Origin of the sequence: Coleofasciculus sp. G3-WIS-01, from assembly GCF_040223135.1 — a bacterium.
Taxonomy (GTDB): domain Bacteria; phylum Cyanobacteriota; class Cyanobacteriia; order Cyanobacteriales; family Coleofasciculaceae; genus Coleofasciculus.
Genome location: NZ_JAVJZI010000184.1, coordinates 58294 through 70448 on the forward strand (window position 1 = coordinate 58294; position 12155 = coordinate 70448).

The 12155-nt window shown below is 43.8% G+C and carries 11 protein-coding genes; 2 read left to right on the top strand and 9 right to left on the bottom strand.

What is annotated here, in order from left to right; translation table 11 throughout:
• Positions 1-20: 20 nt before the first annotated feature.
• The 6 genes from RIM23_RS18860 to RIM23_RS18885 all read right to left on the bottom strand — a co-directional run bounded on the left by RIM23_RS18860 (position 21) and on the right by RIM23_RS18885 (position 6670).
• Positions 21-1616 (bottom strand): SDR family NAD(P)-dependent oxidoreductase, encoded by a 1596-nt coding sequence (locus RIM23_RS18860; protein ID WP_446368673.1) that lies wholly within the window; start codon positions 1614-1616, stop codon positions 21-23.
• A 228-nt stretch (positions 1617-1844) separates the two neighbouring features.
• Entirely contained in the window at positions 1845-2486 is a 642-nt protein-coding gene (locus tag RIM23_RS18865) for a DUF3386 domain-containing protein (RefSeq protein ID WP_446368674.1), read from the bottom strand.
• A gap of 127 nt (positions 2487-2613) precedes the next feature.
• A complete protein-coding gene (locus RIM23_RS18870) occupies positions 2614-3846 on the bottom strand; it encodes an RNA-guided endonuclease InsQ/TnpB family protein (protein WP_446368675.1) in 1233 nt (410 codons plus the stop codon).
• A 197-nt stretch (positions 3847-4043) separates the two neighbouring features.
• Positions 4044-5165 carry an alanine/ornithine racemase family PLP-dependent enzyme gene (locus tag RIM23_RS18875; protein ID WP_446368676.1) on the bottom strand — a complete coding sequence of 374 codons (1122 nt, stop codon included), beginning with the start codon at positions 5163-5165 and terminating at the stop codon, positions 4044-4046.
• A 23-nt stretch (positions 5166-5188) separates the two neighbouring features.
• Positions 5189-6310 carry a DUF1611 domain-containing protein gene (locus tag RIM23_RS18880; RefSeq protein ID WP_446368677.1) on the bottom strand — a complete coding sequence of 374 codons (1122 nt, stop codon included), beginning with the start codon at positions 6308-6310 and terminating at the stop codon, positions 5189-5191.
• Positions 6311-6430: 120 nt separating this feature from the next.
• On the bottom strand, positions 6431-6670 hold the full coding sequence (locus RIM23_RS18885) for a hypothetical protein (RefSeq protein ID WP_446368678.1): 240 nt from the start codon (positions 6668-6670) through the stop codon (positions 6431-6433).
• A 368-nt stretch (positions 6671-7038) separates the two neighbouring features.
• Between RIM23_RS18885 and RIM23_RS18890 the strand changes: the two genes are divergently transcribed.
• Positions 7039-7773 carry a LuxR C-terminal-related transcriptional regulator gene (locus tag RIM23_RS18890; protein WP_446368679.1) on the top strand — a complete coding sequence of 245 codons (735 nt, stop codon included), beginning with the start codon at positions 7039-7041 and terminating at the stop codon, positions 7771-7773.
• 512 nt (positions 7774-8285) lie between these two features.
• Positions 8286-8921, top strand: coding sequence for a type I restriction endonuclease subunit R (locus RIM23_RS18895; protein WP_446368680.1), 636 nt, complete (start codon positions 8286-8288; stop codon positions 8919-8921).
• Between the two features lie 386 nt (positions 8922-9307).
• On the opposite strand, the gene RIM23_RS18900 is transcribed toward RIM23_RS18895, so the two are convergent.
• The 3 genes from RIM23_RS18900 to ahr form a co-directional block, all read right to left on the bottom strand.
• Complete coding sequence (locus RIM23_RS18900; protein ID WP_446368681.1) at positions 9308-9724, bottom strand: hypothetical protein; 417 nt, start codon at positions 9722-9724, stop codon at positions 9308-9310.
• A gap of 386 nt (positions 9725-10110) precedes the next feature.
• Positions 10111-11064 (bottom strand): class I SAM-dependent methyltransferase, encoded by a 954-nt coding sequence (locus RIM23_RS18905; RefSeq protein WP_446368723.1) that lies wholly within the window; start codon positions 11062-11064, stop codon positions 10111-10113.
• A 35-nt stretch (positions 11065-11099) separates the two neighbouring features.
• On the bottom strand, positions 11100-12101 hold the full coding sequence (gene ahr / locus RIM23_RS18910; protein WP_446368682.1) for an NADPH-dependent aldehyde reductase Ahr: 1002 nt from the start codon (positions 12099-12101) through the stop codon (positions 11100-11102).
• Positions 12102-12155: the final 54 nt, after the last annotated feature.

Consider the following 12155-nt stretch of genomic DNA (forward strand, 5'->3'; position numbering starts at 1 on the left):
GTGGTTTCATGTTAAAGGACTCATAACAAGACAGGCTTATGGTAAACAGGAGTATAGTTTGGCACGATATGAACACAGGGTTCAGTAAGCCTCAGGGTAAGCGCTAGCCGAACTTGACCACTGGTATTGCGAACCGAACGATGCATGAGTTGATTGGTAAATAAAACAAATTCTCCAGGACGCAAAACCACAGGAACGGCTTGCTGTTCTAAGTCTTCTGTCAAATCAAACAAGCAATTGCCACTAAAAGGGTCTTTTATTTTCACAGAGACATCCGGAGTGAGTTGAGAATTAGGGATATACTCAAACCCATTCCATTCATTAACCTCTGTTAGCGCAATGTAGACATTGATAGTTTTGCCTTCCCCTTGAAGCAAATTAGGATAGGAATCTTGATGCCAAAAAGGAATCAGTTGTTGAGAGGGATAATTAACCCAAATTTCAGAACGCCACAACACCAAATCTTCACCCAAATACTCTTTTAACTTCTGTTGTAAATTCTTATCCTGACAGATAGACCAAACAGCATCCGAATCAAGATGTCTTTCCATGTAAAATTCTTTCTTTCGGACTTGGTTTAAAAGCAAAAAAATAGCTCCAAACTTGCCTGTAAATAAAAAGCGTATAAGATGATGAAAAAAATGTTTCGGTGCTTTAGGCAACACAGTTTCAACAACAGTCTTGGTAATAGAAGCAACTTCAGTGGGACTCAAGGCAAGAGAATAGGGTCTCAACACTCCAGCAGCATTATCATGTTTTGGGGTCGTTGTTGGATTGTATCGGTTATACCCTGTCCACAAACAACTCTGTTCCCATAACTTTTGAGCTAGTTCAGTATCTTTTGCCAGATCAGGAAGTTCGATTTCGTTCTGTTTGTAGTCAAAAAACTTACCCTTCACGTCGGCAAAAGCAGAAGAGTTTGCCAAAGTCAGCAAACCCGAAGCACTTTCCTGAGGTGAAATACCTATGCCTAAATACTTGCTTAAGCGATGGGGTAATGTTATATTAGATTGCACAAATCCGGGATGAATCGCATTAACAGTTACGTTGGTATTCTCTAAGCGTCGCTCCAATTCCTTAGTCAGTACCAATAAGCACAGTTTGGACAGGGCGTACAGTTCCAGGAAATTTAATGGCGTCTTCCTGACAAAGCGCTCCCATTTGATAGAAGTGGGGCGTAATGCCAAGTCAGAGGAAACCATGATAATTCGACTGGGCGCTGAATGTTGAAGCGTTTCCAGCAACAAGTTTGTCAGTAGAAAGTGTCCGAGATAGTTAATCCCAAAAATGAGTTCAAACCCTTCTTGAGTTGTGCCTCTGGCGTTGAATACACCCGCATTATTCACTAATATATGAAGTGGCAGATGCCGTTCCTGAAAAAGTTTCGCAAATGTGCGAACCGAATCGAGGGATGCTAAATCGAGTGGTAGAAACTCAACATTTAGATTTCCGGTAGATGAGCGAATATAATTGACAGCTTTCTCGGCTTTGCTTGCACAGCGACAAGCGATAAATACATGATGACCGAATTGGGCTAGACCAACAGCACTCATCAAGCCTACACCTGAGTTTCCACCGGTGACAATGCAGACCTTCTGCTTCTTAAATTGATTCATAATTCTCATTTTCTATTGATATTAGCGAAATCTTTGGTATAGAGGATGGACAAGTTGAGTTCCTATGTAAGTTTAGATCAAAAATCTCCAAAGCATTGAGACGGAACCCCATCCTAACTCTCCCCTTGAGAAGGGGAGGGAACCGGTAACTCGAAGGGCTAAAATCGAGGCTAAACAAACAAAGTCCGCCTAGGCGGACTCAGGAAAAATGAGGGGATTATTCACCATTTACAGAAGTTTGACATTCGAGAAGTTAAACTCCTGAACGGACTCTTTTCCATCGGTTTCTGTACGAATAATCCGCTGGGTTAGGATAAAATAGTCGCCCACTTTTTCGTAATTATCTTCAAAAACACTTTTACCGCCCTTTTGTTCACCGGTTTTGGGGTCATGGTAGACGGAGTCATAACTGTGAGAAAGATAACCTTCACCCGTGTTGTGGGAACTAAAGGTGTTAATAGTGACGACAACACCGTGAATATGACGGTGGACATGAGTTACTTCATTATCACGGATTTTATAGCGATCGCCTTCTGCTTTACCACCCATTAACAGTTCCACAGCACCCGTCTCATCGGTATCCCCGAAGGAGAAAGTGTTCTTCCCGTGGGTGTCTTCAAAGGAACGGCGAACCCGGTGAATCGCGGTTTCCCAGAGTTGAGAGTGAATCGCTTGCTTGGCTTGTTCATCTTCAACATCGAAGACTTCTGCTTTCATATCCGGGTTAACCCGAACCTTACCTGTAACAACCTGATCATCTTGTTTAAATGTCACATCTGCGGTGTAACCGGGGAAGTTGTTATCCCAGGTGTAGCGGTTTTCATACGCCGCCCGAAAAAAATCACGAGCTGATGTTTGAACTCCAACCATCTGCCTCTCCTATCATTTTAGTTGCTGTAAACTAGCATAGTCGGGACTATCTAGCCTGTATAGACCCCAAGTGGGTACAGTCGGCGTCAACTACGCCACTGGGGAGCAGGGAAAAATAGTGAATAAACTACCCAGACCTGCTATTGCGGAGGTCTGGGTTTTCAGTAGCCCTGAAGCTATCAAACCAGTTAAGCTGAACGTATCTCTCCGTTCTGTTTAACTTGCACGATAACCCCGTGCCTCCAGGCTGGTTTATAAACAGCCCCACAAGTGCAATATTATTGGCTCCGTTGAAATCGGCATCCCCATGCCAGCCACAGTGACCACACCTGAATGTCTTGCTGCTACGGTAAGACTTTCCTTTTGCCGGATGAATATGCAGGCACTTGTGACACATTTGGGAAGTATAAGCAGGGGGAATAGGGGTAACTTTAACGCCAGCACCAAGCGCTTTATATTCGATAAATGTTCGCAACTGATAAAATGCCCACGAATTTGAGCGTCTTCGCTCAGTCTTGTTTCTTGGTTGTTGGTTAGTTCTTTCCCTTATGCCTGTTAAGTCTTCTATAGCAATTGAGGCACTTAACTCAACTGCTCGTTTGACCACTAACTTGGAAATGTTGTGGTTGAGCCACTGCTGGTAACGCCTCTCCCTCCCCGACAACCGTTTCAAAACTTCTCGACATCTACGTCGAGTTGTTCTCGTGCCTTTCGAGGCTTTTTTCTGGAGAGATGCTCTTACTTGGCTGAATCTATCTCGCACCGACTGAATAGGCTTACCGTCCCACCTTTCATCTTCTGAAGTAACGGCAATGTCGCGACGTCCTAAGTCGATACCAATTACCTTGTCGGTGTTTTTTGGGTCTGGAGGGGTGTCCTTTATCTGAATATGTAGGTAGAACTGACCGTCACGGTGTTTGCATAGTTGTGCTGAAGTTGAACTCCTTCCTTTGAGTTTTCCTTTTTGGTAGTTACCTGGGTTCAATTTAACTCGCTCTCTACCGCGAACAGTAGCAAGGCTTACCGTCCAGTCGTGTGAACGAAGTCGAAACAAGTCCTTATCGCAGTCCATACTGCCTGGGGCAAACTTTTTAACAGGCTTGCCTTTTGAAAAGGCTACCTTTCGGTTAGCCGCTACTCTTGCACAAGCTCTGACTGCCATATTTGCTACCAAATTGAATTGGCTTTTGATGGTTTGATAAGTCAAAGATTGAATAGCAATTTTGTTGGTCAGTTTTGGATCTGTATGTCCGTTGACGTAGTTGCAAGCATCCGCAAACGCCTGAAGGGTTGCCTCTAAGAAGGCCACCTGCTCAGGGGAGGGTTGAAGCTTTACGACTATCGTGAGGACTTGTTTCATGGCTACCATTATACCAACTAGCGGGAAATAACTGGAAATACTTAGGCTAAACGCCCTCGTATTTCCCGCTCTTCCCCTACGGCTTACCTCCACTTCGTGAAGGTTGAAGCAAGATTCCCCTCGCGATTTAGGTGGTGCAAGATGTGAGTTAAACGGCAAAGATTTTAACATCAACCTCGTTTATTGACTTACAACTTCTAATTTATAGGTGAGACAACTTTTAACGTTTTAACCACAGGAATTATAGCTTCAGTTGTCAGGATAAATTGCTTTCTAATAAAAGGAGAAGTCATCGCGGACAGAAGACCCCCGTAATCCAGGTTAAAATTCACTTCATCTCCAACTTGTAAGTTGTGGTTCTTGCCGTCGAGAATAATATGATCACTGCTAGCTCCTAGTATTTCTAGCTTTTTCTTCGATTTCAAGCTAGATACCAGAACGTCCTGCCTTCCCAAAGCAATAATCACTCTCTGGCTAATTCCTCGATCTGAGAAACTAGGAACGTTTCCAAAAGCATCTTGACAGATCTCGCCAAATGGTATGGAGGGCTTTGTCTTGGACTCAATAACTTCGGCAACGAGTTTGAATGCCTCTGTGTGTAAACCTGGAATCGCTTTCCGGTTCACAGTTTCGCAACCTAAAAAGATGGATTCACCCAAGCGAAGATTGTTGATATTGCCGATATATTGAGCAGATTTATACCATTCATAATTAGCCGAATTACCGCCGGATATTATTTCCAAATCAATCTGAAATTCTTTTTTGATGCCATCAACCAGCTCAGACAATTTATGCATGTTTTTATTGTCTGGCTTTACTCCACCATAACAAGCCAAATTGCAGCCAATACCAACAATTTTTATATGGGATAGAGAAAGAATTTTTCTGATAAATTGAGAAAGATCACCAGGAAGTACCCCTTCCCGCAGATCTCCCAACTCTACCATCACAATTATTTGATGATTTCTATTATGTAGTTTTGCATAATAGGAAAGTTGCTTAATCGTCTCGATTTCAGTGTTTAGACTAATGTCTACACTTGTAACTACAGCTTCAGCCTGACTTAAAGGAGTGCGTAGAAGCACAAACTGAGTGGATATCCCAGCATTTTTCATTTTTTGAATGTTTTCAATGCGAGAGTCAGCAATAAATCTGACTCCACCTTGAATCATTGCCTCGACAATAGAAGGTTCTCCTAGCACTGCTTTGGAAACTCCCATCAATGAAATTCCTCTTTGCCCATAAAGTTCACATAGCATTCGGGCATTGTCCCGTATTTTAGATAGGGAAATTTCTATCCTTGGCATAAACAATTTCATTGATTATTTCCAGACGATTACGTCTACCTCATTCCCAATACAGGCATTTTTTCTAAAGTCTTCCGCTTGATGATTTGATTCAGGTTGGGAAAATGATCACCTAAGGCTTGAATGATTTTTTGGCATCCATGATTTAAGACATCCATTGTCGGCAATTGAAACTGCCTCTCATAATCCTCTATGATTGTCAAAATCTCTTCATCTGCTAGGTTTTCATGGCTTAATGCAATCGCCATAACTTTAGCTTGAGAAATCGCTTCAATCAGTTTAATTTCGCTCTCAACAGTTGGCATTGGCAAATGAGGAAAATCGCACCGAAATTTCCTAGCTGGTGGATGTTGAAGGATAACACCATCGGGCATACTTCCTTTCAAGATGCCGAGAGAACCCATAAAAGCGGGATGACTAACGGCACTCTGTCCCTCAACTAAAATGATGTCGGGACGTTCGTTGTCAAAGGCTTGAATAATAGAGTTTTCTATTTCACCAATCACAAATTGGGAAACCAGAGCATCAATCGATATGCCATACATTGCTCCCTGCATCAAACCAGTTTGACCCGTCGCTACCAATACTGATTTTATGCCGAGAGTCTTGAGGGACTTGTTGAGTTCTATTGCGGTTGTCATTTTGCCGCAAGCACAATCTGTACCTAGTATGGCGATTACAGGAACATTAATTTTAGAGAGTTGACCCGTAAAGACGTGCAAATCTTGTAATTGTGGAGGTTTTCTGATATCTTTAATTTGGATATTATTCTGGGAAGCCATCTGGGTAAACTCTTGATCTTCAGAGAAAAACTGATGAAGACCGTTAATGATATCCATTCCTTTTTCCATGGCTTCTAAGATAAGAAACCGTTCTGCCTGGGATATAAAGGCATTTAAAGGAGCTTTACCATAAATGTAACAGTTGGGAACCTCTGAAAGGTTAATTAATGCTTCATTTAAATTAGCAAAAATGGGTATACCATTCTTTTCTTGCCCTAATTCTTCCCCTGCGTCTTTACCTGCTCGTGAACTATCAATCACCCCAACAATTGTATACAGTTCAGAGTGTCGAACCAACCCAGCGGCAGTTTTGCCGTCTGCTAAACTAAATTGATTTTCGCAGTAAATTAAAGCCGTTTCTTTTTTGATTGTCATTTCAATTAGTTTCTTTCAATTTTTTTCCACTCATCAGGATAGTTTTTGGTAATTGCCAAGCCGATCGAGAATTTATAATTTCATCTCCATACTTGCAATCTTTTCCTGGTAAGCTTCCTGTTAAATCGTCTTGGATAAACTTCTGTTTAAGCTAGCCATTTCAACCACAGCCTCTCGGTGAAACTGAATCACACAAGAGGCTGATTCCCGATAATGGACACGGGTACAGGTGGATACTTTGAGTGTGATTGTGTTGGGGGTGGAATCCAGTAACCGTTTCACCGTACAAGGTTGCATCTTATTCTTGCAGTAGGCAATGATATGATCGCCAACTTTAATATCAAGTGCTTGAATGTTCATTAATACTCCTCCTTTGGGTCAATGAGTTGGCTGTGTCAGTCGTATCCAGCACAAAAAAAGGTTTATCGGTACGACTCAACCGAGATATCATTAATTGTCTTGGAGGTGTCATGATTGGCTACGGCTTTTATCGCTCAAAGCCCGTCAGATCATCAAGAGTAGATTTATTGCTCCTAGCTACTCTACTGTTGTAGTACCTTTTTAGAGTAGCATATAAAATGGCAAATTCTATCAAAATAAAAAATTTATCGTCAAGATAATGTCGCTATACTGTAATTACTGTTCACCCCGATCAAAAAATGAACTCTCCTAAGCGTTCAGGTTAAACCATTCTGACTTATTTAACAATTCGTTCAAAATGATAGATTATGACCGTACCAAGTACGATGAACCGTTCTCTCCACAGTTTTTTCCAAGCGATCGCAGATGCTCGTGATGAGCAGGAACTTCGCCTGCAAATCATGGACGAATTAGGGGAGTATTTTCAGGCGCAGTATTGGGGGCTGTGTCTGCTCAACGAAGACTCTCACGCGGCTGAGGTGCAAATACAAGGGGGAGCGGATACGGAGGGGTTTGTCGCCGATTACAATAAGTTGGCGCGAAAGGTCGATCCGGTGTTACGCTATGTCATCGAACACCATGCTCCCGCCCATGAACAACTGATATTCTCTCCAGAGGTTTGGAAACAATCTGAACTGTACCAGAATTGTTATGCTCGCTACGATCACGAGCATGTGATGATGGGTCCGATTGTTAGTGGGGGGCGTTTGATGGGTGGGGTGTATTTTGCCCGCGCGAGTGACGCGCCTGCGTTTGATTATAAAGACTTGGCTGATTTAACCGGATTATGCTTGCATTTATCCTCACGTCTGGCTACTTTGCGATCGCAAGCCAAAAAATCCCAGTCTCTCGTCGCCAATCGCCTCACCCCACGGGAACGGGAAATTGCTGATTTAGTTGCTAGGGGGTTGACAAATGCGGAAATTGGTGCTGAACTTTGGATTACTCAAAATTCAGTAAAACAGGCGCTGAAACGGATGTTCCGTAAGCTGAATGTATCGGCGCGTGCGGAGTTAGTGGCGCGATTGCAGGATACGGTGTAGAGACATTACATGCAACGTCTCTACTATCGGGTAATAAAAGGGTTCAATAATGTCATACAACCCTAGATATTGCCAGAAGGAAATCAGTTGACAGGAAAATTAAAATGTAGGGGCGGGTTTAGGGACTCAATGAACGGGAAAATCAATACATTTCATACAAAACCCGCCCTAAACCCAACCGGTAACCTCAATTCAAAATCCACCCCTTACGGTTAAGAAGAGGGCGGGTTTCGTTGTCTTGTTTGAGGTGTGTCTAGCGATTTAATTCCTAAAGGAAGCCCCTACCTGATTGGGGTGCGATCGCAGAGAAAATAGCGATCGCGGGTGGTGGAGAATGGGCTGGTTTTGTTGTTTTATTGGGGATATGTCCACTGATTTAATCCCTAAACCCGCCCCTACCTGATTGGGGTGCGATCGCGGCGGTTATCAATGGAGTCAACCGGATTCGGTATCACTGGCTTGGGTATCCTGAACAGTTTGCTAAACTAAGGTTAACAAATAGACAGCAACAGATGGTTACGGGTGTAGGGATTACTGATACTATAAAAAGCTTAAATGATCTGCGGGTGCGCTGTAATTTGCGACAGGCGGATGATGAGCGCTTTTTCAGTGAGTGGGTTGATAATTTACCCGAACTCGACGAACGAGAACAGGCGGGTGTTGCTCGGATTAAACAACGCTATGATTATCATCGCGGCGATGGTTTGTTATTGGAAGGTACAATTAATCTGCTGGTGGTTTCGCCACTATTGGAACTTGCCGGGTTTCTTGATCCACCTTTCCGCATTCGTTCGCCTTATGGGGTTGGGTTAGAACTTGATGATCCTGAAGAAACCATTCGCGGTTTTATTAATACGTTGGTTGTACAAGAACAACTTTGGATTTTGGTGATTGAGTCGAAGCGAACCAGTATTCCAGTTCCGGCGGCTTTACCGCAGTTGTTGGTTTATATGTTAGCGAGTCCGCAGAGGGAGCGCCTAGCGTTTGGTATGGCGACAAATGGGGATGAGTTTGTGTTTTTAAAGCTAAGTCAAGGAGATAGTCCAGAGTATGATGTATCGCGGACTTTTTCGCTGTTTCCCAGGCGACATGAGTTAAGTGAGGTTCTACGGATTTTGAAGCGGTTGGGACAAGCGGTGGTGGGGTGAGAGCAATCATCCTCCTCCACAATCCATCCACTGATCTCATGGCGTACTACAAAAGTATTTTTCCGTGTTACTATGATATTTGGTATAGCTGTTATCGCTAATACATTCTCTCAATGATTGGCGAACAGTAAGACACAGCTTACTTATTATGGCTATAGTATAAACTTGTACTTTGACAGATAACTCTCTCAAAAATGGTAGTCTACAATCTTTACTCAAAACGTAAAAAAGACTAAATGGGGAAGTCCCTGATGTCTATCAGTATGACAATATCCCTAGTCCGCTCCGCGTACAGATTGTTCATATTATGCACGATGCTATGGGTAATGTCCATAGTCGGCACACTGAAAATATATTTCAGTCCAACCGTTGCGATCGCGTATCTATTATACGGTGACTAATGACTTATCTTCTTCCCACGATAGCAATGAATCGAGTTTTCCTGATTCTGAAAATGTTCGCGCCGCTAGCAGACAACGCAGCAAATCAACAGACATCTTTGTGGAATAAAGACCTTCTTGTCCGCCAATAACGAGTTTTTCGGTTGCTTCAGGTTTGGATAAATCAACTAAATTATAAAAATCTAGATTATCGAAGGTGACTGAAACGATATATTTCCCAGCATAACCACCGCCAATCGTCATGTAAGTCTCATCATCGGCTGCCAAGGTAACTAACGTTTGATTTTTTCCATTTAACTGGCGGATAGCTGCTTCTATCTGACTCCAATCCGGATTTTCGATTAAGTCACCTTGATTTTTGTTGCCAACCCATTTTTCGATTGATAAGTTTGATATGAACATTATTACCTTTTAGTTGAGTCTTGAGCAAAGCGAAGGAACAGCAACGAAGCATCTGGTGAGATTCTTCACTCCGCTATCGCTTCGTTCAGAATGACGGATGCACGCTATCGCTGCGTTCAGAATGACGGATGCATCTCAACGAGAGTAGGTTGGGTTGAGGAACGAAATCCAACTTATCCGGTTAGCTGGAATATTGCGTGCTTTCCCTGATAGGCTCCTAGAATGACAGACTCTGATGGCAAAATATGAACTTGGCTACAGTTGAGTCGGGATCGTGTAGGGGCGGGTTTTACGACTCTCCTTTCGGTTACACCTAGATGTGACTAAACCCGCCCGGACTTTCGCCGATGTCAAGACTTCCGATGAAAAGTTAGAGCGATCGCGTCCTATCCTTCCTCCGGCTTTCGACCTATAATGGTACGATGTCGCGGGTCACTCGCCACGGTAACAATATATTCAAATCCTACCCTCTGCATCAGTCCTTCTACATCTAAGGTGTAATAATCATCTGACCAAGGTTCAGTGCTTTTCATCAGGGTAAAAAGTACAGGTGGCAAATTTTGGATGACGGGAGATTTAGGGTTATTATCTACCATCGCCAGATAACCCCCAGGACGCAAAAGCCTGAGTATTTCCTGGAAAATTGCCTGAGTTGCTTGACGCGGGAGTTCATGAATCACGAATTGCAGTGTCACTAAGTCAAAGGAAGCATCAGATAATCCCGTCTCCTCAGCTTTGGCGTGAATCCACTCAATTTCACCCTTGGTATCCCGGAGTTGAGCCACCGCTAACATATAGGGGGATAAGTCTAATCCCACGGTTCGCACGGGGGTATCTTGATGGCTTTGGTAATACTCATGTAGCGTCCGGGTTGAGATACCCACAGAACAACCCATGTCTAGAATATCCTGTACGGGTTGAGTACAATATTCAGCTAAGACGTGGTGAAAACTCCCCCGCAACCGCGATTGAGCCTTTTGCCAAGTCAAGGGTTGATTACGCCAAACCCTTAACCCCATTGAGTATGTGGCGGATTCGGCTTCAAATGCAGCCGACCAACATAAGTTACCTTGATCGTAGGCGTGGAAGGGAACCTGGTAGTAGTTAGGATAGGTAAGGCTTTGATTCGTAATCTGTTCCAGACGTTCTTTGACGCCTGACGCTTCCAATTCTTGGTAGGTTTTGCGCCAAGGAATGCCATTTTTCTCCGCCGTCTTCATCAAGACTTGCCGAGCTTGGTGTTTCATGACATTATAAATGGGCTTGGTCTGAATCAGAATGTTGACCAATCGGGAAAGAAGGTCACCACCCGCCCAATCGGGTTTGATTTTCTCACTGATCAAAGCACATCCCTCACAATCGCAATCTTTTTATTTTAATGCTTCAACACTAAGCGATAGCGCGGTTTGCCATTACGAAGCTTTTCCATCGCCTCATTCACTTGCTCAAAGCTGAAGGTTTCGGTAATCGGTTCAACACCCTGTCGTGCGGCGAAATCGATCATCTGGGAAATCGTTGCTGGACTCCCCACGGGACTGGCTGAAATTGACTTTTGACCGCCAATCAAAGGGAAAAGTTGGGTGGATAGGGGATTAGGAATGACTCCAACAAAGTGTAACCGACCTTTGGGACGTAATGCGGCAATGTAGGCGTCCCAATCGAGGTCAGCATTAGCCGTGGAGAGAATAAAGTCAAAGGAATTCTGCACTGACTCCAAGGCTTTGGGATCGCTAGAATTGATAAAATAAGTTGCTCCCAATTCCCGTGCTTCTGCTTCTTTGTCTGGACTACTAGAAAAGGCTGTGATCTCACATCCCCAAGCCTGGAGGAAGCCCAGGGCGATATGACCTAATCCGCCAATACCAATCACGCCAACGCGATCCGTCGGTTTAATGTCAAACTGAACAATAGGATTAAATACGGTAATCCCGCCGCAGAAGAGAGGACCGGCGGTAGCCGGATTAACTGCATCGGGTAGGGGAAACACCCAACTCTGATCAGCGCGAACCTTATCCGCGAATCCACCATGACGACTGACAATTGTACCTTCTACGTTCGAGCAGAGGTTGTGATTCCCTGACATACACCATTCACAAGTCATGCAGGAACCCGAAAACCAACCTAATCCCACTCGTTGTCCTACCTTTAGCGTGGTTACTTTATCGCCCAATGCGGCAATTGTACCAACAACCTCATGACCTGGAACAAAAGGATATTCAGTCATTCCCCACTCGTTGTCCAGCATACTCAGGTCACTGTGACAAATCCCACAGTACTCGACATTAATCTCTACTTCTTCATCGCCGAGACTACCCGGATCGTACTCGAAGGGTTGGAGTTTTCCTCCGGGTTCATGAGCGGCACAAGCTTTGATCACGGTGAAATCTGTAATAGTTGCTGTCTTTCATATTAAAGGATTGAACCACCTTCT